The organism is Microbacterium sp. MPKO10 (assembly GCF_026107415.2).
GTDB lineage: Bacteria > Actinomycetota > Actinomycetes > Actinomycetales > Microbacteriaceae > Paramicrobacterium.
In genome coordinates this window covers 185,693-209,570 of the sequence record NZ_JAPCHX010000002.1, presented here as the reverse complement: position 1 = coordinate 209,570, position 23,878 = coordinate 185,693, and the positions used below count along the sequence as shown (strand labels likewise).

Sequence of the window (23,878 nt, the reverse complement as noted above, 5' to 3'; positions counted from 1 at the left end):
CTCAAATTGTCCCGCTGCTCATCTGAGCAGTACTACTTGCATTTTGCAAACCACTGATTTATCGTCATTCTGTCGCACCGAAGACGACTCAAAGCGAAGGAGCCGAGCATGCCCCCCACCGATGTGGACGCCGCTTCACAACCCGCGATGCTCGCCTGCGAAAACATAAAAATGTCTTTCGGGGGTATCCCCGTGCTCAAGGGTGTCGATCTGTCACTTGAGCCTGGGACGGTCACAGCACTGGCTGGTGAGAATGGTGCGGGTAAGTCGACACTGATGAAGATCGCTTCTGGTCAATACCGACCGGATGCTGGCACGGTGTACGTCCGCGATCGTCAGCTCCCCATGGGAAACCTCAAAGCGTCGAATCGGCTCGGCATCGCAATCGTTCCTCAGGAGCTCGCATCCATCCCCGAGCTCACGGTTTACGAAAACCTCTACATTGGGCGCGAAACACGCACTCCTCTGGGTACGCTGAATCGACGCGCGATGATCGGCGAGGCAACAGTCAAGCTCCGCGAGTTCGGTGTCGACATTGATCCCGCCGTACAAATGGGTTCTCTTCCCGTCGGGATGAGGCAGATCATCGAGATCGTCAAGGCCACCAGCCGGGGAGCTCGCGTACTGCTGCTCGACGAACCGACGAGCGCTATCGCAGAACGTGAAGTGGCACACCTCTACGACGTCGTACGCAATTTGCGCGACCAGGGCGTCGCGGTGCTCTTCACCACGCACAAGATGGAAGAAATGCGCGCGATGGCCGATCGCGTCGTCGTGCTTCGCGACGGGCAGCTCATCACAGACAGCGCACTCGCGGATATCACCGACGACGACATCGTCACCGCGATGATCGGGCGCGAGCTCGAGAACCTGTTCCCCGAGATTCCCCGTCACAAGGACGACGTCGTTCTTGAGGCCACCGACCTCGTCATCGCTCCCGAAGCGGAGCCTATTTCGTTCCGAGTGCGCCGCGGCGAGATTCTCGGGCTCGCCGGCCTTGTCGGCGCCGGTCGAACCGAACTCATTGAGTGCATATACGGTATCCGCACGCCCGTCTCGGGCACGATCACGGTATCTGGAAACGTGCTCAAGCCCGGTCAGCCGCAAGCATCCATCGAGCGTCACATCGCGATCGTTCCCGAAGATCGCAAAGGAGCCGGCGCCATCATGCCGTTGAGCGTGATCGACAATGCCACGCTTCCACGGCTCGACATCTTCTCAAAGTTCGGCGTCATCACCAGACGAAAACGACAGGCTGCTATCGGCGAGGCCATGCGGTCGATGCGGTTGAAGAGCGATGGTCTCGGGCAAGCGATCGAGAATCTCTCGGGCGGCAACCAGCAGAAGGTCGTTCTCGGTCGGTGGTTGACAGCGACTGTCGACGCGCTCCTCCTCGACGAACCCACGCGTGGAGTTGACGTCGGAGCACGCAGCGAAATCTATCGCATCATCACCGAACTCGCCGAAGAAGGCATGGCCGTGGTGATGGCATCCAGCGACATGCCCGAAATCCTCTCGCTGACTCACCGCGCGCTCGTGATGCGCGAGTTCAGTGTTGCCGGAGAGCTCAATCGCGAACAACTCACCTCGCCCGACGCCCAAGACACTATCTTCCGGCTCGCTTCCGGCCTGGAGACATCCCACCCGACGCACACCGAGGAGCTTGCACCATGACCACGACCACTGCCGATGTCGTATCGGCGCAGAAGACCCGAACGTGGAAGAGCATCGTCGGCAACTTCCTGATTCGCAACATCATGGTCGTCGTGATGCTGTTGATTGTGGCGTTCTTCGCCTACCGCAGCGCCCGATTTGCGACGCCGGACAACCTCGTCACCATCCTTGTCGCCGCGGCCCCGTTCGCGCTCATCGCGCTCGGGCAGACTCTGGTCATCCTGACGGGAGGCATCGACCTTTCCGTCGGAAGTGTCATCGCTGCGAGCGCTATGGCCGCGGCCTGGTCAGCGAAGAACCTCGGCGACAATCCGCTGTACCCGCTACTCGCGGCCCTGCTCGCCGGGCTCGCGGCCGGCGCGATCAACGGTTTCGTCGTCAGCCGACTGAACGTTCCCCCGTTCATTGCCACTCTGGGTATGCTCACTCTTGCTTCGGGTGTCGCGTATGTGATCGGCAATGGCGCCCCGATCAACGGCCTTCCCGCAAGCTACGGCGTCTGGGCCAACACCGAGTTTCTCGGCTTCACCGTGCCGGTCATTCTCATGATCGTCGCCATCATCGTGTTCGCGTTCGTCATGCGCCGCACCAGCTACGGGCTCCGCGTCTACGCGATCGGCGGCAATCGTCTCGCAGCCGAGATCGCCGGTGTGCGCTCCAAACGCCTTCTGTTCAGCGTCTATGCGATCAGCGGCATCCTCGCCGGTCTTTCCGGGCTCATGCTTTCCTCCCGGGTGAGCACAGGAGCCCCCAACCTCGGTCAGGGTTACGAACTGGATGCGATTGCAGCAGTGGTGATTGGCGGAGCGAGCCTGATGGGCGGCCGCGGCTCTGTCTGGGGAACTGCCCTCGGCCTGCTGCTCATCCAGACCATCAACAACGGTCTCGACCTCCTCCTCGTTCCGGCGTACTGGCAAGACGTCATCAAGGGCGTCATCATCGTCGCCGCCGTCGCAGCCGATGTCTGGGCATCCAAGCGCCGAACCTAACTCCCCCTTCCCATTCACACCTCCCTGCCCCTCCAAAGATGAAGGAATCACCATGAAACACAGAATCAAAACAACCCTCGCCACCGCAGCGCTGGCCACCAGCGCGGCACTCACGCTGTCCGGCTGCGGAGCCGGGGACCCCGCTGCAGGCAGCGAAGAGAACATCACAGTCGGCGTCACTGTTTATGACATGTCCTCGTTCATTACGCAGGGCAAGGAAGGCATGGAAGCCTACGCTGAGGCCAACGACATCACCTTGCAGTGGAACTCGGCAAACGGCGATGTGTCAACGCAGGCTTCGCAGGTCGATCAGTTCGTCAATGCCGCCGTGGACGCCATCATCATTGTGCCCGTTCAGGCCGACTCGCTGAGCACCCAGGTAAATGCAGCCCACGCCGCCGATATCCCTGTCATTGCGGTCAACACCTCGCTTTCCGGAGTCGAGGTCGATGCCAGCGTGCAGCCGGACGACGTCGCTGCAGGCGAGCAAGAGGCAACGCAGATGGTCGAAGCGCTCGGCGGGAGCGGCAACGTCGTGGTTCTCGAGGGCCCACTGGGGTCATCGCCCCAGCTCGACCGCGGCGAAGGCATCGACAACGTGCTCGCCGAGAACCCGGACATCAAGGTTCTCGCCAAGGAAACCGCAAACTGGAAACGAGCCGAGGCCGTCAACCAGATGAAGAACTGGATCACCGCATTCGGCGATGACATCGACGGCGTGATCTCACAAAACGACGATATGGCGCTCGGAGCAATTCAAGCGTTGCATGAGGCCAACATCACCGACGTATCCGTCGTGGGAATCGACGGTATTGAAGACGGCCTACAGGCGGTCAAAGACGGCGACATGATTGGCACCTCGCTTCAGCACGGCACCGTCGAACTCGCATCGGGACTGGCTGTCGCGGCGAAAATCGTGCGCGGAGAAAAGGTCGACACAGAGCCCGTTTACGTGATGCCCGCCGTGACATCAGAGAACGTCGACGACGCCATGAAGAACGTCGTCACCAACCGTGATGAGTTCCTCGAAGAACTCCCCGACCTGATCGACGAAAACCTTAAATCCGGGAACATCGCGTACGAGGGCCTTCCCGGCCAGAACCGCTAAGGAAAGACCATGACCACCCTCTACAACGACCCGTCCGAATTCACCGAGGACCAGCTCTCCGGGTTCGTCGATCTGTACGCAGACCGGCTTCGGGCAGTGCCAGGCGGCGTGATCAGCCACCGAGAAGCCGATCCAATCGTGGCGGTCGTTGTCGGGGGTGGTTCTGGGCACTACCCCGCTTTCGCCGGCTTGGTTGGCCCGGGGTTTGCATCCGGCGCCGTCGTGGGCAACGTCTTCACGTCTCCCTCGGCCGCCCAGGTCTATTCGGTAGCGAAATCTGCTGATCAAGGTCGAGGCGTCATCCTGACCTTCGGCAACTACGCCGGCGACGTGATGAACTTCGGCATCGCAGCGGAGCGTCTCAGAAGCGAGGGCATCGACACGCGGATTGTGATCGTCACCGATGACGTGGCGTCATCGCCTGTGGAAGAGCAGCGTCGTGGCATTGCGGGAGATTTCACGGTCTTCAAGGCGCTCGGTGCTGCCGCAGCATCCGGAGCCGACATCGATGAGGTAGAACGTATCGGTCGCGCCACGAACGCTGCGACCCGGTCATTTGGCGTCGCCTTCACCGGATGCACGATGCCCGGCGCCCACGAGCCGCTCTTCACGGTTCCCGACAGTCAGATGGGCGTCGGCCTCGGCATCCACGGCGAACCTGGAATCCACGATGCTCCCCTGACGAGCGCTCACGAACTCGCACGGATGCTCGTTGACGGTGTTCTCGCAGAGCGACCTCGCATCGAAACCAGCCGTGTAGCCGTCATCGTCAACGGCCTCGGCACGACGAAGTACGAGGAACTCTTTCTGCTGTGGAACGAGATTCGGCTCATGCTCGCCGACGAGGGACTTACTGCGGTAGAACCCGAAGTTGGTGAACTCGTTACGAGCCTCGACATGGGCGGTGTCTCGCTCACCATCACATGGCTCGATGACGAGCTCGAGGAAGCATGGCGAGCCGATGCGTACACTCCCGCTTACCGCAAAACCGCAGCGGCGATCTCGCAGTTGTATGCACCTGACATCGCAGCCGACGCAGACACGAATGCTCAGATTCCGACTCCGAGCGAGGCAGGCACAGAACTCGCGGCGCTCGTGACCGCGGGGCTGACCGAGCTCGCTCGCGTTCTGCACACGAACGAAGACGAACTCGGGCGCATCGACGCCGTTGCCGGCGATGGCGACCACGGGCGCGGGATGGTGAAGGGCGCTGACGCGGCGGTGCACGCCGTCGCCAGGCTCGACGGTGCCGGCCCCGAATGGCTGCTCAAACGAGCGGGTCGGGCATGGGCAGCAGAGGCGGGAGGCACGTCGGGCGTGCTCTGGGGCGCCGGACTCGAAAGCGCGGGCAGCGCTCTCGAAGACTCCCGCCCGACGTACACGGCGAACGACGCCGTTGATGCTATCGACGCCTTCGTGCAAGCAATCTCCGACCTCGGCCGTGCCGACATCGGAGACAAGACGCTGATCGATGCCGCCGTGCCCTTTCAGCAGAAGCTGCGTGAACGCGTCGAAGCAGGCGATTCACTCGCGGCCGCCTGGAGTTCTGCGGCATCTGCTGCGCACGCCGCTGCCGAGGCGACCGCAGAACTGACGCCGCGGAAAGGTCGCGCCCGTCCGCTCGCAGCAAAGAGCGTCGGCACCCCCGACGCCGGAGCAACATCGTTTGCGCTGATCGTGACGGCGCTCGGCGCCATGAGCCCCGTACGTGAATTGGAGAGGAACAATCATGAGTAACTCAACGCTTCGAATCGTCGTCGGCTCTGACGACGCGGGCTTCGACTATAAGGAGATCCTGAAGCGGGATCTCGTCAGCGACGCGCGCGTGGAATCCGTCGAGGACGTCGGTGTCTCAGAAGACGGACACACCGCATACCCGCACGTTGCCGTAGAGGCAGCCCGGCTTGTCGCATCAGGCAAAGCGGATCGCGCGCTGCTCGTGTGCGGAACCGGTCTGGGTGTGGCGATTGCCGCCAACAAAGTTCCGGGCATTCGCGCGGTGAGTGCGCACGATTCGTTCTCTGTCGAACGCAGCGTGCTTTCCAACAACGCTCAAGTTCTGTGTTTCGGGCAGCGCGTCGTTGGGATCGAGCTTGCCCGCCGCCTCGCCCATGAATGGCTGGACTACACATTCGACCCAGAAAGCCCATCAAACGCGAAAGTTCGCGCGATCGAAGAGTACGAGGACTAATCATGCAAACGACATTCTCAGGCAAAGTTGCCGTCATCACGGGGGCAGCAAGCGGAATCGGATTCACCGTTGCGCACCATCTCGCCGAACGTGGCGCCCGCGTCGTCGGCGTCGACCTCAATGAGAGCATCTATGACCTGCCCTCACAGCTCCCCGGAGACGGCCACCATGGAATCGTGAAGGATCTCACTGACCCTGCGTCAGCAACGGACGTCATTACCGAAGCTGTCGAAACTGTCGGGACACCGCACATTCTCGTAAACTCAGCGGGACTGGCTCTGCTAGACCCCGCTGTCGATGTCACTCCAGAACGGTGGCAGCTCACCATCGATATCAACCTCAGTGGCACGTTCTACATGTCGCAGGCTGCCGGGCGCGTCATGCTCGACGCTGGCTACGGACGCATCATCAACCTGGCGTCGCAAGCCGCCGTGATCGGGTTGGACCAGCATGCAGCCTACTGCGCCAGCAAGGCAGCTGTCGTGGGCCTCACCCACGTACTCTCACTTGAGTGGGCTCGACAGGGCGTCACCATCAACGCGATCTCACCGACCGTCGTTGAGACTCCGCTCGGGAAGGCCGCGTGGGCAGGCGAGAAGGGCGAGAAGGCGAAAGAGGCGATCCCGGTCGGCCGCTTCGCGCAGCCCGAGGAAGTTGCCGCTCTCATCGCCTTTCTCGCGGGTGACGACGCGGCAATGATCACGGGCAGCAACTACGTGCTCGACGGCGGATTCACTACCGTATAACCGCACCCCGACCGGTGCCATAACGGTGAAGTTGTCGCGCGTGGGAGTCGATTGGCCTCGCGCGTGGCCCGATAAGGCGGCTCCGTGCTCTCTCAGGCGAGGAACAGAGCACGGAGCCGTCGTGTCGTGGACTAGCTCTGTTCGTGCACGGTGACGGCGTAGCCGTCCGGGTCGGCGAAGGTGAAGGCCAGCCCGAAAGGCCCAGGAGTCGGAGCGTTCAGAATTGTGACTTCCTGAGCGGCGAGGCGATCGTGCAACTCCTGTGCGTCGTCGCAGCTCATCCACAGTGCAACGCCGTTTCCCGGCCGTGGGCCGTCGTCGAGGTTGACTCCCGGCAGTGGCTGGCGCACGGCAAACGGGATCGTCCCGCTCGGGAACACCACGGCTCCGGGCGGTGACTGCGGTGCTCGCTGCATCCCCAGCTGGGTCTCGTAGAACGCCGCAGCGCGTTCGACATCGCGCACCTGCAGGGCGAGAAAATCGATTCCTTGTACCGACATGATGTACCTCCAGATCTTGATGTCAGGATGCTGACATTCACAGTGTATGTCAGAATACTTACATGACGCAACTCCCCGATGACCTTGGCTCTCTCGTGGGCTACCGGCTCAAAGAGACACAGTCCCTGCTGCGCTCACGCATGGATGAGACCCTGCGCGAGATTGAACTGACGACACCGCAGTACGTCTGCTTGGAGCTGCTCAGCCGCAATCCCGGCTGGTCGAACGCAGAGCTTGCACGCGGTGCATTCGTCACACGGCAAACCATGAACACGCTGATGCGCACGCTACAGAGCCGAGGGCTCATCGATCGCGCCCTTCAGGCTGCCCACGGGCGCGCACTGCCCACGACCCTGACGGCCGAGGGACAAGAGCTTCTCGACATCGCTTCAGAAAGAATCCGGCTGGTCGAGAGCCGAATGGTCAGCAGACTCGGTTCCACTCAGGCGAAGGCGCTGCATGACGCACTCGGCCTCTGCATTGACGCATTGGACGATCGCGAATCCCGATGAGGATGCTGCAGCCGGCTCACCCGGTGAGCGCGACCCACGCGAGAGCAACTGAGTCAGTCGAGGAACAGTGCACGGAGTCGCCGCGTCGTGAATACGATGCCGACGAGCGACATCACGGCGAAGTAAAGCACGTGCCACAGCATCCCCATCTCAACAGCTCCGGTCGTGAGGCCGCGTACGAGTTCGACGCCATGCCAGAGCGGAAGTGCCTGGATGACGAACTGCACGTCAGGCGGGTACACGCTCAGCGGAAAGAACGTGGCTGAGAACATGAACATGGGCATGAGAATGAAGTTGATCCAGTCCATGTGCTGAAACGTCTTCATGTAGCTGGTCACGGCCATGCCGAAGCTGGCAAAGCCGCTTGCGATGAGCAGCACAGCGGGGAACGCCAGCAGCGCCCACCACGAGAGGTTCAGCCCGAGAACCTGCATCACGACCATGAAGCCGAACGCATACATCGCCCCGCGAATCAGCGCGAGAGAGATCTCGCCGAGTGCGATGTCGAAGGGGCCGAGCGATGTCGCAAGCATTCCCTCATAGATCTTCGAGAACTTGATCTTGAAGAACACGTTCCACGTGGAATCGTAGACCGCTCCATTCATCGCCGCGACAGCGAGCAGGGCGGGAGCAATGAATGCGGCATACGGGATCTCTGTGCCGCCCGGCCCCTCGACATTGCCCACGAGCGCCCCGAGGCCGATGCCCATCGAGAGCAGGTAGAAAATCGGCTCGAAGAAGCCAGAGACCATGACGAGCCAGTTCGTGCTCGCCGTCGCCCGCCAGCCGCGCAGCATGACCGAGCGCGCATTTCCCGCATACAGCGCGGAAGGGCCGTTGACACTGCGCCGAGCCGGAGCGATCTGAACGCTCATCGGTTGAGCCTCCTCGCGGCCACGCGGCGTGCCAGCATCCAGCCGACAACGGTCAGCAGCAGCAGGTAGGCGACGTGCACGATGCTGAGCCAGGCAGGTTCAGGATGCCCGTACGAGACGACGCGCCCCAACTCGGTGCCGTGCCAGAGCGGCGAGAGCCAGCCAATCCACTGCAGGAACCACGGTAACTGCGTAAGCGGAAACACCGTGCCCGAGAACAGGGTGAGCGGCAGCACGAGAAACCGCATCACCATGGCGATCTGGCCGCTGTCGTTCTCGAGCGTCGCAACGTACGCCATGAGCAGCGTGCCGAATGCGAGCCCTGTCAGTACGGCAGAGCCGAGCGACACCCAGCCGAACTCGCCGGGCACAGCGCCGAACAGCAGCATGAACAGGTAATAGAGACCGGATGTGACAGCGATGCGTACGGTCACCGCGATCACCTGGCCGTCGATGATCTGCCCCGGGGTCACGGGGCTCGCGCCCATGCCGGTGAAGATCGGGTTCCATTTGAAGCCAAGCATGATTGGGTAGCTGAACTCTTCGGCAGCTGCCTCGAATGCCGCCATTGCCAAGAGCGCTGGTGCCACAAAGACGAGGTAGCTGACGGCGAGGCCATTCTGCTCGACATTCGCATCGACGAGGCTCGCGAGCCCCACACCCATCGCGAAGAGATACATGAGCGGCGAGCCGATGCCCGTGGCGATGACGGTCTGCGTGTACGCCTTCATACCGCGGAAACGATGCTCGGCGACGTACCACGCACCCCACCGTCGCGGAGCGCGGGCGGCGATCAGTGCGTGAGCGGCATCCGGTCTCATCTCTGTCGCGGTCATTCGATGAGGCTCCGCCCGGTGAGCCGCAGAAATACGTCTTCAAGGCTCGATCGGCGCACCAGGCTCGTGATCGGCGTGTGGCCGCGTTCGGTCACGGCGCCAAGCGCCTCTTCACCGTTTGAGGCGTAGATCAGGATGCGGTCGGGCAGCACTTCATTGCGGTCGCCGATGCCCTCGAGTTCGCGCGCAACGACTTCGTTGTTCTGCGAGCCGAAGCGCACCTCAAGCACTTCACGCGACGAGTACTGCCTGATGAGCTGCGACGGGGAACCCTCGGCCATAATGCGGCCCTCGTCGACAACGACGATGCGATCGCACAGCTGCTCGGCCTCATCCATGTAGTGCGTCGTGAGCACGAGTGTCGTTCCCTGCTCTTTGAGCCGAAAGAGACGGTCCCAGAGAACGTGCCGCGCCTGCGGGTCGAGGCCAGTTGTCGGTTCGTCGAGCAGCAGAATACGCGGGTCGTTGATGAGTGCTCGCGCGATCGTGAGACGCCGCTTCATACCGCCCGAAAGGTCATCGACTTTGGCCTTCACTTTGTCATCGAGTTGGGCAAAGGCCATCAACTCGTCTGCGCGTTGGGCGACGAGCCGTCGTGGCAGACCGAAGTAACGACCGTAAACAAGCAGGTTCTCGCGGGCGCGCAGCTCTTCATCAAGGTTGTCGGCCTGGGGCACGACGCCGAGCTGCGACCGGATCTCGGGCCCATATTCGTCGGGATCGAGGCCGAGGATGCTGAGGCTCCCTGCTGTGCGCGACGAAACAGCGCCGACCATGCGCATCGTTGTCGACTTGCCGGCGCCGTTCGGCCCGAGAAGCCCGAACGACTCCCCCGGAGCTACATCGAACGAGATATCGTCGACGGCGGCGAAGTCTTTGTACTTCTTGACGAGGTTTCTGGCTTCGATGACAGGTTCTGGCACGACTGACACTCTATGTCGAGCGGCCGACACGGCCAAGCACCGAGTGACAGACGTTCGCCCGGCAAAGGTTACTTAAAAGGAGCACTTTTCGCGCAAACTTTGCCAGGCGAACGCGTCGTTATCGCTGAGCCATACAGCGAGGATCAGTGAGCCTCGGTCAGTCCGCCAAGTTGGGATAAATTTCCACCATTGGCTGTGGCACAGGTAGCCCTGCGAAGTACTTGTCATACAGCTTTTTGAAGAGGCCTTCCTCTGCCATCTTCTTGAGCTCGTTGTTGTACGCGTCAGTCAACGCCTGATTACTCTTCTGGAACATGACGGACGTCGGGTGATCCACAGGCTCTGAGTACGCCACGGCGAGGTCCTCATACTGGTCGACATACGGCTTCATGCTGACGCCACTCCAGACAAATCCATCGACGCTCCCGGAGTTGAGCGCAGACACCGCAGCATTCGTGCCTTGAAAAAGCACCGGCACTGCATCGGGATAATTGTTCTTAAGGAATTCCACCTGGATCGACCCCGTGACAACCCCGATTCGCTTTCCTGCCATTTCATCGAAGGATGTTATGGTGGTGTCCTTGTGCGCGAGGAGCGCGATGGTGTCCCAGAAGATCGCCGTAGAAAAGTTGACTGCCTTCTCGCGCTTATCAGTCACGCCGAAACCGCCCGTCACCATGTCGAACTGCCCGGCCGTCAGCCCGGGAATCTCGCCAGCGGTCGGCGTTTGTTTGTACTCAATCTTGACCCCCAGACGTTTCATGATGACATCGTTGAGATCAATAAGAAATCCTTCGGGCTCCCCGCCATCCTCCACAGTTGTGAAATACGGTTGATCACCCGATGTCGCCGAGAGAATCACCCCTGGGGTGAGGAGGTCATAGGGATTGTCACCAGCTGAGCCTTCCCCAGAGGGATCCGCTGCGGAGCATCCAGCTGCCGCAAGCAGGATCGTTCCTGACAGCGCAATCGCGCTCACAAATCGTCGTGCTTTCATTGTCATTCGTACCTTTCGTGAATGCGCCTAGACCGTCGCCACCGACGTCAGAGCACTTGTGAGAGAAAGTTCTGAAGCCGGTCAGTCTGCGGATTCGTTAAGACTTCTTCGGCTGGCCCCGTTTCGACGATTTGCCCGTTGTCCATGAACACGACTCGATCAGCAACTTCTCGCGCGAATGCCATTTCATGTGTGACCACGACCATGGTCATTCCGTCGAGCGCGAGCGCTCGCATTTCGTCAAGAACGCCCTTGACCAGTTCCGGGTCCAAGGCAGATGTCGCTTCGTCGAACAGCATGACCTGAGGTTCCATCGCTAGCGCACGTGTGATAGCAACGCGTTGCTGTTGACCTCCGGAACAGTCAGCGGGGCGTAAATGACTGAGTGTGTCAACGCCCAAGCGTGTGAGTTGTCGCACCGCGATCTCTTCGGCCTTCTTTGCTGGTAGCCGTTTGACGACGCGGAGCGCCATGGTGACGTTCTCAAGTATCGAAAGGTGAGGAAAGAGGTTGAAGTGTTGAAACACCATGCCGACTCTGGCCCGCGCAGCATTGATGTCAGCCGACTTTGCTGTCAGCTCAATCCCATCGACCCAAATTTCACCCGACGTCGGTTGTTCCAGCAGGTTGATGCACTTCAGCAACGTCGATTTTCCCGACCCAGACGGACCAATGATGCACACGACTTCGCGTAGCGAGACATCCAGCGATACGCCTTTAAGCACCTCCGTGTCTCCGAACGACTTACGCACGTCGCGAATCTGAATTCCTTTGGAATGCTCCGAAGCGTCGATTTTCGCATCCTGCGCCATCATGCTCATGACACAACCTCCATCGTGGATTGGCTCGGTACGGGAACCGCCTTCGGGCGCGAACGACCCGTTCGCAATCGGCGATCCCAGGCGTTGACGACGTACGTCAGCGGGATCGTCATCAAGAGGTAACAGATACCCGCCGCGACGAGAGCTGACGAGTTATAAGTGACTGCCTGTTGCTGATAGGCGATGAAGTAGAGTTCGCGCTGGCCGACAGACAAACCCAGAAGGTAGACAAGCGAACTCTCCTTAATGTCGATGATGAAGCGATTCGTGAGGGCAGGTAACACGTTTCGAATGCCCTGCGGTATCACGATCTTCCGCATCGCCTGAAACTGCGTCATTCCAAGCGAACGCGCCGCCTGCAATTGCCCTTTATCGATGGATTGAATGCCCGATCGCAGGATCTCAGCTGTATATGCCGCAGAGATCAGCCCCACGGCCAGAATCGCGTATCCGAATGGCGACGTGCCGAACGGACGTATACCTGCAGCCGGGAATCCAAGCCCAACGAGGCTGATGGTCAGGATTGCTGGAAGCCCGCGAAACACGTCGACATATATGCGCGCCGGGACTTTCACAATCCACAGTTTCGACATCAGCATCATCGCGAGAACGAGGCCAAGGAGGAGGCCGGCAAGCACCGCCGAAACCGAGATGATGAGCGTGTTAGCGAGCCCTTCCGTCAGCAGGACCGGAAGGATGGCCACGATTGAGTCCAGGTCGAAAAATGTGTGAAGGAATTCTTCCATATCTCTACTCCGTCGTACGAGCCCTCAGAGAAGAAACCGTGAGGGGATGAAGTTGAGTATGACGAATTGTTGAAATTAAGTCAATATTTTATTAGATTTATAATTGTTGAGCTGAAAACAGCCGCTCTTCTCCACTTTTAGCCACGACCAGTGGTAAAATGGAGACGTCAAGCTGCAGTTATCAACTCAAAATTAAAATGTGCTTCCACGTACAGTTGAATGATGAACGTCCTTGGGAGCGATCTTGAGCTTCCGAGTCGTAACGAGCGAACGCACACTACCGACAGCACAAGGGCACTTTCGCTTCGTGTGTGTCATTCAAGCCCGAGCGACTCGCGCGCGTCTCTGGCGCCGGGGTGTGCACCACGGGGCACTGCAGAGCGCACCATGCGAACGATCTGCACCGCGCGGTCGCCCATCTCGCGGTCGTATGCCTCGCCGTCGCGGCGAAAGCCGTTGCGCACGTAAAACGCCTCGGCTCGCGCATTGCCGTCCATCAGCCAGAGAAGCGCCGAACCGTTGCCGGCCACCGCATCGAGAAGAAGCTGGCCAGCCCCGGAGCCGTAGTGCGCGGCGAGAATGTAGATTCCGTTGATCTCACGTGCGGCGACAGCATCCGAATCTGCCAGCTGCTTCGACGAAGCCCAGCCCATAACCGCGCCGCCGGGCTCTACGTCGCCAGAGAACGCGCCGGCCGACTCGGCAACGACGACGTTCGACGTGGGTTCGCTCAGAATCCGCGACCACTTCTCTGCACGTTCGGCCTCATCGAGAGAGGCGAGGTATGAGTCAGAGAGCAGCCCAGCGTAAGCCTCGCGCCACGCTTGAATATGTACGCGCGCGATCGCAGGTGCATCCTTCACTGATGCTGGTCTGACCCGGATTCGTGGCATGAAGACACGGTACCGAAGGCTATGCCAGAAGCAGAGCGGCACCCGCGGCACGCAGGTTATCGATGACGCGCGGATCAGCGGCAGCATCCGTCACGATCGTATCCACGCGCGCGAGTTCGGCGACATGCCCCATCGTGACCCGGCCGAGTTTCGAAGCGTCAGCCGTGACAATGACGCGATCGGATGCCGCGACCATGGCGCGCTTGATCTCGGCCTCCGGCAGATTCACGTTCGTGACTCCGGCCTCGACGTCGACGCCGTTGCAGCCGAGGATCGCGACGTCAGCATGTACGCTCTCGATGAGCTGCTGCCCCATGGGATTCACGAGCGAATGCTGAAGCGGGCGCAGCGCACCGCCCGTCACATACACCGAGATCCTCGGTAGCGCCGGCTCCAGTGCGAGCGCCGTCGAGATGCCGTTCGTCACGACGACCACATCGTGAAGCTCTGTGCGTTCGACAAGCGCCTCGGCCACGGCCAGCGCCGTCGAACCGACGTCGAGAAAGACGCTCTGCCCCGCGTCGACGAGGCTCGCCGCGCGACGCCCGATCGCTCGCTTCGACTCGGTGCCCGTCTGCACCGACTGCTCGACGGGAACCTCCGGAGCCGCTCCAGCCGCAACCGCTCCCCCGTGCACTCGTCGCGCGACGCCCACCTCGACGAGAGCGTCGAGATCGGCACGGGCCGTGACGCTCGACACGGCGAAGTCATGCGCGATGTCGGCGGCGCGCACATAGCCGCGCGTGTCGAGCCGGGCACGGATGCGGTCGCGGCGCACCTCAGCAGGTAGAGAATCAGCATCCGTCATATCTGTAGTTTCGTTTATTTATCTTTACTTTTCAATAAGTAAGCGATAGATTCTGAAGGAGCCACAGAAGCAGACAAGCGCGCCAGAACGTGATGTGCGCGCCAAAAGTTTCTGTAGCGCACAACCGATACTGGAGCGCTTCCGGCGCGATGGGCGCACCGGAAGCGCAGCCCGCGCGAACGATCTGACTCGAAGAACTTTATGCCTCACACCCCCCACATCGCAGAGCTCACCGGCGGAATCACCAGCCAGTCGCATACGCTCGCCGACGGCCGCGACATCATCTACTTCGATGATCCCGACTCGACGCTTCCACCCGAGCGCAGCGCTGACACGCGCGAACTCGATGCGCGCCCGCCCACGGCGACGATGCGCCAGGACGCCCTGACCGGCGAGTGGGTGTCGATTGCAGCCGCACGCCAGAACCGCGCATTTCTGCCGCCGGCCGAGCTCGACCCGCTCGCACCGCAGACACCCACCAACCCCTCGGAAGTCCCCAACGAATATGACGTTGCGGTGTTCGAGAACAGGTCCCCCTCGTTCGGCCCGCTGCTGCGCGACGACAATGAGCCGCGCGGCCTCTACGACCTCACGCGCGTCGGCCTCGAGCGTACCCGCACCTCGGTCGGGCGCTGCGAAGTCGTGTGCTTCTCGCCCGAGCGCGAAGGCTCGTTCGGATCGCTGAGCCGCACCCGAGCCCGCACCGTCATCGAGGCCTGGGCAGAGCGCACGCGGGCACTCAGTTCTCTCGCCGGCGTGCGTCAGGTGTTCCCGTTCGAGAACAGGGGCGTCGAGATCGGCGTGACTCTGCAGCATCCTCACGGCCAGATCTACTCGTACCCGTACATCACTCCGCGCACGCGCCAGATGCTTGACGCCATCGATTCGTACGGCCCCACGCTGTTCGCCGACATTCTCAAGCGCGAGCAGGCGGGCGAGCGGATGCTGCTGCGCGGCGATCACTGGAGCGCCTTCGTTCCGTTCGCCGCACGATGGCCCGTCGAAGTGCACATGCTGCCGCATCGGCACGTCGCCGACTTCACCGAGACGTCGGCCGATGAACGCGACGAGCTCGCCGTGCTCTATCTGCGACTACTGCGCGGCGTCGATGCGCTCTACGACACGCCGACACCGTACATCGCCGCGTGGCACCAGGCCCCGGTCAACGTCGCGCGCGGTGAGATGCGGCTGATGCTTCAGCTCACGTCGCCGCGTCGAGCAGCAGACAAGCTCAAGTACCTCGCTGGTTCTGAGGCGGCGATGGGCGCGTGGATCGGCGACATTCCGCCCGAGAAGGCGGCGCAGAACCTGCGCGATGCCATTGCACGTGCCGACGTCGCACACCCCGTCGAACCCGCAGCATCCACACTCGATCAGGACGCACGATGATGACCTCCCCCCGCTCGACCGCAGACTCGTTCGCTGTTCGCTACGACAGCGCCCCCGACGGCGTCTGGCGTGGCCCCGGCCGCGTCAACCTCATTGGCGAACACACCGACTACAACGACGGCTTCGTCTTTCCCTTCGCGATCGACCGTTCCACCGCCGTCGCGATGCGAACTCGTGATGATCGCGTGGTGCGGCTCTCGACAGATTTCTCGGATACTGTTGCCGAAATCTCCCTCGATGCACTCGACGTCGATGAACTCACCGCGGGCACACTGAACGGCTGGTCGGCCTACCCGCTCGGCGTGATCTGGGCACTGCGGCACTTCGGTGCCGGTCTGACGGGTGTACGCGGGTTCGACGCTCACATCGCCTCTGACGTTCCGGCGGGTGCCGGCCTCTCGTCGTCTGCGGCGCTCATGTGCGCCATCGCGGTCGCGTTGAACGACGAGTGGCGGCTGGAGTTCGACCGCGCTACGCTCGCGCGCGTCGGCCAGCTGGCAGAGAACAAGGCGGTCGGCGCCCCGACGGGCATCATGGACGAAAGCGCATCGCTGTTCGGCACACGCGACCACGGCGTCTTTCTCGACTGCCGCTCGCTGGATTCCGAGGTGATCGAGCTCGGCTTCGAAAAGCACGGTCTCGAGCTGCTCGTCATGAACACGCGCGTCGACCATGCACACGCAACGGGCGGCTACGCAGAGCGACGAGCCTCGTGCGAGAAGGGTGCGCGCCTCATGGGCGTGCCGAGCCTGCGCGACCTCGACATCGATGACCTCGAGCGTGCCGAGCGTGAGCTTGACGACGAGACGTTCCGCCGCGTGCGGCACATCATCACCGAGAACCAGCGTGTGCTCGACACCGTGCGGGTACTGCGCACGAGCGGCCCGAGCGCAATTGGAGACCTTCTGAACGCGTCTCACGTCTCGATGCGGGATGACTTCGAGATCTCTGTGCCCGAGCTCGACCTCGCGGTCGAAACGGCGCAGGCAAACGGCGCTGTTGGGGCACGCATGACAGGCGGTGGGTTCGGCGGTGCGGCCATCGCCCTCGTCTCGCACGACCGTGTCGAACGGGTGGCGGATGCTGTTTTGCGGGCGTTCTCCGACGCCGGCTTCCGGGCGCCGGAGTGCTTCACCGTGCATCCGTCCGACGGTGCGGGCCGCGTCTTCTGAAACCGCGCAGTGACCGGATGTCGACGCTGCTGTGACAGCATCCGGAACGTGCTGGTTCGCGGTCGAGCGGCTCGACTCGCGACAGCGAAGCATCGCGTCACAAAACGAACCTCGATTACGCGATAGGGCGAACTCTCGCTAGCCTCGGAGAACGATGACTGACTCATACCCTTCAACGTCGGCAATCTCGATCATCCAAGCGGCCCCCCGCAAATTGGAGATTCCCGACGCCCTGCGCTCAGACGTCCGATACCTTGGCGAACTGCTCGGCCGCGTGCTCATCGAAGCGGGCGGCGACGATCTGCTCGATGATGTCGAGAAGCTGCGCAGCCTCACCATCGCTGCCTATGAGAACGGAGACGCTGAAGCATTTACGGATGCCGAGAAGCTCGTCGCGTCGTTCTCGCCCGAGCGTGCTGAAGAGGTGGCGCGTGCGTTCACGTGCTACTTCCACCTCGTGAATCTCGCAGAGGAACGCCACCGCGTTCGCGTGCTGCAAGGCCGCAACCCCGACGAGGGCGACGATGTCGGGGCATCCTTCACCTCGACGATGAACGCGCTCGTCGACGAACTGGGCGACGACGGCGCGCAGCGGATGCTCGACGGCCTGGAGTTTCGCCCCGTGCTCACGGCGCACCCTACCGAGGCACGTCGGCGTGCCGTCGCCTCGTCGATCCGCCGCATCAGCGAGCTCATCGCCGAGAACGACGACCCGCGGCTCGGCGAGAACGTTCGCAGCGAGAACAAGCGCTCGCTTCTCGCCGAGGTCAACGTGCTGTTCCGCACGGCGCCGCTGCGTTCCACCCGCCCGACGCCTCTCGACGAGGTGCGCACAGCGATGAACATCTTCGATCAGACGCTGTTCGAGGCGATGCCGCGCATCTACCGCCTCATCGACGACCGGCTCACGGGCAAGGCGGCAGGCACTCTTCCCCCGCGCTCGCACGCCTTCGTGCGCTTCGGCTCGTGGATCGGCGCCGACCGCGACGGCAACCCGAACGTCACGGCGAAGATCACCAGGCAGGCCGCTGCCATTCAGTCGGAGCACGTTCTGCTCGGCCTCGAGCACGCGGCGACCCGGGTGGGCAGGATGCTGACGCTCGACGCGGGCGACACGGCGCCGAGCCCCGAGCTGGTGAAGCTGTGGCAGCGCCAGCGTTCTCTCGCCGATGAGCTCACGAGCGAGATCGCGACGCGCTCCCCCAACGAACCGCACCGTCGCGTCGTGCTGATGGTGGCGGAGCGCATCGCAGCGACCCGCGGCCGCAATGCCGACCTCGCGTACTCCGGCCCGGAAGAGCTTCTCGACGATCTGCGCATCGTGCAGAACTCGCTCGTGGCCGCTGGCGACAAGCGCAGCGCCTATGGCGACGTGCAGGGCCTGATCTGGCAGGTGGAGACCTTCGGCTTCCACCTCGCCGAGCTCGAGGTGCGCCAGCACTCGAAGGTGCACCGTCAGGCGCTCGACGAGCTTGATCGGGGCGTTCAGCCGAGCGAGATGACAGACGAGGTTCTCGATGTCTTCCGTACGATGGGCGCTCTGCAAACGCGCTACGGTGTGAACGCCGCCCGGCGCTACATCATCTCGTTCACGCAAGAAGTCGCCGACATCTCGAACGTGCACCGCCTCGCGCGTTACGCGTTCGGCGACGGCGAGACGCCGGTGCTCGACGTCATTCCGCTGTTCGAGACGTTCAACGATCTCAAGAACGCGCCCGAGATTCTCGAGAAGATGATCGAGCTGCCCGAGGTGAAGCAGCGCCTCGAGGCAACAGACCGTCGCCTCGAGGTCATGCTCGGCTACTCCGATTCGTCGAAAGACGTCGGCCCGGTATCGGCGACGCTCACACTGTACGAAGCTCAAGACGCGATTGCCCGCTGGGCAGAGCGCAGCGGCATCCGTCTCACCCTGTTCCACGGTCGAGGTGGCGCCATGGGCCGCGGCGGCGGGCCGGCGAACGAGGCAGTGCTGTCGCAGCCGCCCGGCTCGGTCGACGGTCGTTTCAAGCTCACCGAGCAGGGCGAGGTCATCTTCGCGCAGTACGGCAACCCGACGATCGCGTTGCGCCATCTCGAGCAGATCGCCTCGGCCACGCTGCTGGCGTCAAGCCCGTCGAACGGTGAGCTCAACGCAAACGCGGCGACGGCGTTCAGCGACATGGCTCAGGTGATGGATGCCGCAAGCCGCGAGCGCTTCTACGAGCTCGTCCACGCCGAGAACTTCGCGCCGTGGTTCGCCGAGGTCACCCCGCAAGAGGAAGTCGGGCTGCTTCCGCTCGGCTCGCGCCCGGCCCGCCGAGGCCTCTCTGTGGAGTCGCTCGAGGATCTGCGGGCCATTCCGTGGGTGTTCTCGTGGTCGCAGGCCCGCATCAACCTCGCTGGCTGGTTCGGTCTCGGCACCGCGCTGAAGGCGGTGGGCGACCGCGAGCAGCTGCAGAAAGCGTATCGCGAATGGCCGCTGTTCACGACGATGATCGACAACGTGCAGATGTCGCTGGCGAAGACGGATCCGCGCATTGCCGAGCGCTACTTGCAGCTCGGCGACCGCGACGACCTCGCCGCGCTGGTGCTCGCCGAGATGGAGCTCACCCGCGAGTGGTCGCTCATCGCAACGGGCAGCGACGAGCTTCTCGACAACCGCCACGTGCTGCAGCGCGCTGTGCGTCTGCGCAGCCCGTACGTCGACGCGCTGTCGCTGCTGCAGCTGCGCGCCCTGCGCACCCTGCGCGGTGCGGCCACGCAGCAGACAGAGGCGACGATCGACCAGGCGCGCAACCTGCTGCTGCTCTCGGTCAACGGAGTGGCTGCGGGCCTGCAGAACACCGGCTGACGTCGCAGTCTGCGCGTCCGCAGGAGTGAGTTGCAGAAAGTGGCGGGTCCCGCCGGCACTCGTGGCCGCCATCTGCTGCATCTCACTTTTCTGGTCTGACGGGCCGCTGAGGTCTGGTCTGACGGGCTACTGAGGCGAGAAGCGTCGCGGGCCGCCGTGCCGGCCCCGGCTGTGGATGCTTCGTCAGCAGCTGAGTACGCTCCTGCTCTTGTGCCGCGGCTGCCGTAGCCCCGCGTGAACGTCACACGCTCAGGGATGCTGCGCAGGCCACGCCACAGAAGTGAGGTGCAGAAAGTGGTGGGTCTCGCCGACGCTCGTGGCCGCCAGTTCCTGCACCTCACTTTTCTGGAGTGACGGGCGAGCAACAGGCGGCCTCTCCGCGCACGCAGCGGACTTCAGCGGACAGCCAGCGCCGGCAGCCAGCCCGCATCAGCGTGCATGAGGTGCCTGTTCGCGCAGCGCTTCGCAGGCAGCGTCAGCGCGTGGCGCGCTCCGCCGCCTCAACCACGTTCGTCATCAGCAGCGCCACCGTCATGGGGCCCACTCCGCCGGGGTTCGGCGACACGTAGCCCGCGACCTCGGCAACGCCGGGAGCGACGTCACCGAAGACCTTCGCCTTGCCGCCGTCTGGGCTCTCTTCGCGCGTCACGCCCACGTCGAGCACCGCGGCACCCGGCTTCACGTCTTCGGGGCGAATCAAGTGCTTCACTCCCGCCGCAGCGACGATGACATCGGCCTGGCGCAGGTACTGCGGCATGTCGACGGTGCCCGTGTGCGTCAGCGTGACCGTCGCGTTGAGCTCACGGCGCGTCAGCAGCAGCCCGATCGAACGACCGATCGTCACGCCGCGCCCCACGACGACGACGTGCTTGCCCTTCAGGTCGTAGTCGTTACGCAACAGCAGCTCGATCACCCCGCGTGGCGTGCACGGCAGCGGCGTGTCGATCGGGCCGTTCACGTTGAGCACCAGCCGGCCGAGGTTGGTGGGGTGCAGCCCGTCAGCATCCTTCGCCGGGTCGATTCGCTCGAGGATGCTGTCGGTGTCGATGTGCTTCGGCAGCGGCAGCTGCACAATGTACCCGTGGCAGTCGGGGTCGGCGTTCAGCTCGTCGATCAGCTGTTCGACCTGCTCCTGCGTGGCGTCCGCGGGCAGCTCGCGCTGCATCGAGTTCATGCCGATCGCCGTCGACTGCTTGTGCTTCATTCCGACATAGAGCTGGGATGCCGGGTCGGCGCCGACCAGCACCGTCGCGATTCCGGGCGTCACGCCCTTCGCGGCGAGCGCCGCCGCGCGTTCGGTGAGCTCTGCTTTGATATCGGCGGCGGCTGCCCGCCCGTCGAGAATCGTTGCGCTCATTCGCTGCCCGCCCTACTGCTGCAGCTCGGGGTACAGCGGGAACGCCTCGGTGAGGGTCGAGACCCGGCCGCGCAGCGTGGCGATGTCGGCATCCGGGCGCATTGCCTGCGCAATGATGTCGGCGACCTCGGCGAACTCCTTGTCGCCGAATCCGCGCGTCGCGAGCGCCGGTGTGCCGATGCGCATGCCGCTCGTCACCATGGGCGGGCGCGGGTCGAAGGGCACCGAGTTCTTGTTCACCGTGATGCCGACCTCGTGCAGGCGATTCTCGGCATCCTGCCCCGACAGTTCGCTCTCGCGCAGATCGGCGAGCACGAGGTGCACATCGGTGCCGCCAGTGAGCACGTTGACGCCCGCGGCGCGCGACTCGTCAGAGGTGAGTGCCTCGGCGAGAAGCTTCGCGCCCGAGACCGTGCGCTCTTGGCGGTCACGGAAATCATCGGATGCTGCCAGCAGGAACGCCGTCGCCTTCGCGGCGATCACGTGCATGAGAGGCCCGCCCTGCTGACCGGGAAAGACGTTTGAATTGAGCTTCTTCGCCAGTGCGGTGTCGCGCGACACGATGAAGCCGGAGCGCGGCCCGCCGATGGTCTTGTGCACCGTCGACGACACGACGTCGGCGTACGGAACGGGCGAGGGGTGCAGCCCCGCGGCGACGAGGCCGGCGAAGTGCGCCATGTCGACCCAGAGCGTCGCGCCCACTTCGTCGGCGATCTCGCGGAACGCGGCGAAGTCGAGCTGCCGCGGGTAAGCGGACCAGCCCGCGATGATGACCTTCGGCTTGTGCTCGAGCGCCTTGTCACGCACGACGTTCATGTCGACGAGGCAGGTCTCGGGGTCGACGCCGTACGAGACGGCGTTGTAGAGCTTGCCCGAGAAGTTAAGCTTCATCCCGTGCGTGAGGTGGCCGCCGTGGGCAAGCTCGAGGCCGAGGATCGTGTCGCCCGGTGTCGCGATCGCCGAGAGCACCGCAGCATTGGCGCTCGCGCCGGAGTGCGGCTGAACATTCGCATACTCGGCGCCGAACAGCGACTTCGCGCGCTCGATCGCGAGCGACTCGGCGACGTCGACAAACTCGCAGCCGCCGTAGTAGCGGCGCCCGGGGTAGCCTTCGGCGTACTTGTTGGTGAGTACGGATCCCTGCGACTGCAGCACTGAGACGGGAACGAAGTTCTCGCTCGCGATCATCTCGAGGTAGTCGCGCTGGCGGCCGAGCTCCTGGTCGAGCACGGCGGCGATCTCGGGATCGACCTCCGACAGCGGCGCGTTGAACGTATCGGTCATTCTGGCTCCTTTGTGACAGACGGACGGGTAACCCCATATCGGCCCAGGCGTGCGGCCGAATCCGCCTCAATACTGAGGATTCCAGTGCTGAGGTTCGCACGTCGCTCCCCGATGGTGCACCATCTGAGCCGGGTCATCCGGGGGCGTGAGCCCGTCGGAATCGTCCGTCAATACGCCAGTCGCGACGGGTACAGCATAACAGCGGATGCTGTCGCCGCGGCGGTGTGCGATTCACGCGGTCAGATCCAGCGCAGCCGCTGCCCGTGTGCCGAGGCGAATGCCCTCGCCTGACCGTCGAGCGCGAGCACAAACCGGTTGTCGTCCAGATGCTTCTGCGGCGGAATCGTCGCGTCGATCTGCGGAAAGACCGCGAGCCCCTCGAGGGAGATCCACCGGCACGGCAATCGTGCCATCTGCCCGTAGAAGCGGTCGCGGCCGGCCGTGTCGAGGTACGCGAGAACCGCCGTGTGCTGCACGACCGGCGTCACGCCCGCCGGCACGGCATCCACGAGCGCCTCGATCTGCTCGTTGAGATCGCCGCGCACGAGCGTCGGCGGGTCGGCACGGACGATTGCGGCGGCAGCATCCAGTCGCTGGTTTCTCTCGCGCTGCCCCGGCCAGATCAGCGCGTGCAACCAGCGCATGTCGTCGGGGTCGCTGACATCAAGCGGGTTCAGATCGATGCCGGACCGCGACACGATCTTCGGCAGCACCTGCGGGATCGGCACGCCGCCCATCGTGGTGCAAGCCGTCTCGACCGCGGACGGCCCGTCGGCCGGGTCAATGCGCACCCCACCGTCATACACGTGGCTGTAGCGATCGGGGTACAGACAGAGACCGGCGGATGCTCCCACCTCGATGAGGGCGATCGGGCCCCCGATCTGCGCCAGAAGCGGAAGGATCGCCGCGGTGCGCCCCGGTTCGTTGGTCTGCGTCGCCCGCGCGAGCACCTCGTGGCGTACGTCATCCCAGTTGTCGCGCAGCCACTGCAGGAAGTCCTCGGCAGGCAGCTCGGGAACGCGCAGATACCGCGTGGCCGCGAGCACCAGGTTGGGCTGCTGTTTGTGTGCGGGGAGTGAGGCGATCAGGGCGCACAGGTCGTGGTCGGCCGCGATCGCGCGACACCAGGTGTCGTACCGCGCCGAGTTGCCGTGCGCCTCGCGGTCGGCGAAGTCGGCGAACCGGGCCGAGACGTCCATGCGATTGTCCACGTCGAGCGGTCGCACG

22 protein-coding genes and 1 riboswitch are annotated in these 23,878 nt (G+C 63.2%); of the genes, 10 read left to right on the top strand and 12 right to left on the bottom strand.

The features are described from left to right. Window positions 1–108: 108 nt before the first annotated feature. The 6 genes from OK352_RS05635 to OK352_RS05610 are packed head-to-tail and all read left to right on the top strand — an operon-like array spanning window position 109 to window position 6,708. On the top strand, window positions 109–1,674 hold the full coding sequence (locus OK352_RS05635; protein ID WP_265140471.1) for a sugar ABC transporter ATP-binding protein: 1,566 nt from the start codon (window positions 109–111) through the stop codon (window positions 1,672–1,674). Then, a complete protein-coding gene (locus tag OK352_RS05630; RefSeq protein ID WP_265140470.1) occupies window positions 1,671–2,663 on the top strand; it encodes an ABC transporter permease in 993 nt (330 codons plus the stop codon). The genes OK352_RS05635 and OK352_RS05630 overlap by 4 nt, the downstream gene beginning before the upstream one ends. 52 nt (window positions 2,664–2,715) lie before the next feature. Further along, complete coding sequence (locus tag OK352_RS05625) at window positions 2,716–3,771, top strand: substrate-binding domain-containing protein (RefSeq protein ID WP_265140469.1); 1,056 nt, start codon at window positions 2,716–2,718, stop codon at window positions 3,769–3,771. A 9-nt stretch (window positions 3,772–3,780) separates the two neighbouring features. Then, window positions 3,781–5,508 (top strand): dihydroxyacetone kinase family protein, encoded by a 1,728-nt coding sequence (locus tag OK352_RS05620; protein WP_265140468.1) that lies wholly within the window; start codon window positions 3,781–3,783, stop codon window positions 5,506–5,508. Further along, window positions 5,501–5,962 carry a ribose-5-phosphate isomerase gene (locus OK352_RS05615; RefSeq protein WP_265140467.1) on the top strand — a complete coding sequence of 154 codons (462 nt, stop codon included), beginning with the start codon at window positions 5,501–5,503 and terminating at the stop codon, window positions 5,960–5,962. The genes OK352_RS05620 and OK352_RS05615 overlap by 8 nt, the downstream gene beginning before the upstream one ends. A 2-nt stretch (window positions 5,963–5,964) precedes the next feature. Then, window positions 5,965–6,708, top strand: a complete 744-nt coding sequence (locus OK352_RS05610; protein ID WP_265140466.1) for a GolD/DthD family dehydrogenase — start codon at window positions 5,965–5,967, stop codon at window positions 6,706–6,708. 131 nt (window positions 6,709–6,839) lie between these two features. On the opposite strand, the gene OK352_RS05605 is transcribed toward OK352_RS05610, so the two are convergent. Beyond that, window positions 6,840–7,208 (bottom strand): VOC family protein, encoded by a 369-nt coding sequence (locus OK352_RS05605; RefSeq protein ID WP_265140465.1) that lies wholly within the window; start codon window positions 7,206–7,208, stop codon window positions 6,840–6,842. 62 nt (window positions 7,209–7,270) lie between these two features. Between OK352_RS05605 and OK352_RS05600 the strand changes: the two genes are divergently transcribed. Beyond that, window positions 7,271–7,720: a MarR family winged helix-turn-helix transcriptional regulator gene (locus OK352_RS05600; protein ID WP_265140464.1), complete on the top strand. Its 450-nt coding sequence runs from the start codon at window positions 7,271–7,273 to the stop codon at window positions 7,718–7,720. Between the two features lie 53 nt (window positions 7,721–7,773). On the opposite strand, the gene OK352_RS05595 is transcribed toward OK352_RS05600, so the two are convergent. The 8 genes from OK352_RS05595 to OK352_RS05560 all read right to left on the bottom strand — a co-directional run bounded on the left by OK352_RS05595 (window position 7,774) and on the right by OK352_RS05560 (window position 14,619). After that, window positions 7,774–8,595, bottom strand: a complete 822-nt coding sequence (locus OK352_RS05595) for an ABC transporter permease (protein WP_265140463.1) — start codon at window positions 8,593–8,595, stop codon at window positions 7,774–7,776. Next, window positions 8,592–9,431, bottom strand: coding sequence for an ABC transporter permease (locus OK352_RS05590; RefSeq protein WP_265140462.1), 840 nt, complete (start codon window positions 9,429–9,431; stop codon window positions 8,592–8,594). The genes OK352_RS05595 and OK352_RS05590 overlap by 4 nt, the downstream gene beginning before the upstream one ends. Further along, complete coding sequence (locus tag OK352_RS05585; protein ID WP_265140461.1) at window positions 9,428–10,354, bottom strand: ABC transporter ATP-binding protein; 927 nt, start codon at window positions 10,352–10,354, stop codon at window positions 9,428–9,430. The genes OK352_RS05590 and OK352_RS05585 overlap by 4 nt, the downstream gene beginning before the upstream one ends. A gap of 157 nt (window positions 10,355–10,511) precedes the next feature. Next, a complete protein-coding gene (locus OK352_RS05580) occupies window positions 10,512–11,357 on the bottom strand; it encodes a substrate-binding periplasmic protein (protein WP_265140460.1) in 846 nt (281 codons plus the stop codon). A 41-nt stretch (window positions 11,358–11,398) separates the two neighbouring features. Beyond that, the gene (locus tag OK352_RS05575; protein WP_372338078.1) at window positions 11,399–12,172 is read right to left on the bottom strand and encodes an amino acid ABC transporter ATP-binding protein; all 774 of its coding nucleotides are present in this window, start codon (window positions 12,170–12,172) and stop codon (window positions 11,399–11,401) included. Then, complete coding sequence (locus OK352_RS05570; RefSeq protein WP_265140459.1) at window positions 12,169–12,918, bottom strand: amino acid ABC transporter permease; 750 nt, start codon at window positions 12,916–12,918, stop codon at window positions 12,169–12,171. The genes OK352_RS05575 and OK352_RS05570 overlap by 4 nt, the downstream gene beginning before the upstream one ends. A 314-nt stretch (window positions 12,919–13,232) precedes the next feature. Continuing rightward, window positions 13,233–13,811 carry a GNAT family N-acetyltransferase gene (locus OK352_RS05565; protein ID WP_265140458.1) on the bottom strand — a complete coding sequence of 193 codons (579 nt, stop codon included), beginning with the start codon at window positions 13,809–13,811 and terminating at the stop codon, window positions 13,233–13,235. A 19-nt stretch (window positions 13,812–13,830) separates the two neighbouring features. Beyond that, on the bottom strand, window positions 13,831–14,619 hold the full coding sequence (locus OK352_RS05560; RefSeq protein WP_265140457.1) for a DeoR/GlpR family DNA-binding transcription regulator: 789 nt from the start codon (window positions 14,617–14,619) through the stop codon (window positions 13,831–13,833). Between the two features lie 201 nt (window positions 14,620–14,820). On the opposite strand from OK352_RS05560, the gene galT reads away from it, so the two are divergent. The 3 genes from galT to OK352_RS05545 all read left to right on the top strand — a co-directional run bounded on the left by galT (window position 14,821) and on the right by OK352_RS05545 (window position 20,010). Then, complete coding sequence (gene galT / locus OK352_RS05555) at window positions 14,821–16,008, top strand: galactose-1-phosphate uridylyltransferase (RefSeq protein WP_265140456.1); 1,188 nt, start codon at window positions 14,821–14,823, stop codon at window positions 16,006–16,008. After that, window positions 16,008–17,180, top strand: a complete 1,173-nt coding sequence (gene galK, locus OK352_RS05550) for a galactokinase (RefSeq protein WP_265140829.1) — start codon at window positions 16,008–16,010, stop codon at window positions 17,178–17,180. The genes galT and galK overlap by 1 nt, the downstream gene beginning before the upstream one ends. A 154-nt stretch (window positions 17,181–17,334) precedes the next feature. Beyond that, window positions 17,335–20,010: a phosphoenolpyruvate carboxylase gene (locus OK352_RS05545; protein ID WP_265140455.1), complete on the top strand. Its 2,676-nt coding sequence runs from the start codon at window positions 17,335–17,337 to the stop codon at window positions 20,008–20,010. 475 nt (window positions 20,011–20,485) lie between these two features. Here the strand turns inward: OK352_RS05545 and OK352_RS05540 are convergent, their stop codons facing one another. The 3 genes from OK352_RS05540 to OK352_RS05530 all read right to left on the bottom strand — a co-directional run bounded on the left by OK352_RS05540 (window position 20,486) and on the right by OK352_RS05530 (window position 23,877). Further along, the gene (locus OK352_RS05540) at window positions 20,486–21,367 is read right to left on the bottom strand and encodes a bifunctional methylenetetrahydrofolate dehydrogenase/methenyltetrahydrofolate cyclohydrolase (protein WP_265140454.1); all 882 of its coding nucleotides are present in this window, start codon (window positions 21,365–21,367) and stop codon (window positions 20,486–20,488) included. A 12-nt stretch (window positions 21,368–21,379) separates the two neighbouring features. Continuing rightward, window positions 21,380–22,651 (bottom strand): serine hydroxymethyltransferase, encoded by a 1,272-nt coding sequence (gene glyA, locus OK352_RS05535; RefSeq protein ID WP_265140453.1) that lies wholly within the window; start codon window positions 22,649–22,651, stop codon window positions 21,380–21,382. Window positions 22,652–22,685: 34 nt separating this feature from the next. After that, a riboswitch (ZMP/ZTP riboswitch) is annotated at window positions 22,686–22,844 on the bottom strand. A gap of 46 nt (window positions 22,845–22,890) precedes the next feature. Beyond that, entirely contained in the window at window positions 22,891–23,877 is a 987-nt protein-coding gene (locus tag OK352_RS05530) for a DUF2332 domain-containing protein (RefSeq protein ID WP_265140452.1), read from the bottom strand. Between the last annotated feature and the right edge of the window lies 1 nt (window position 23,878).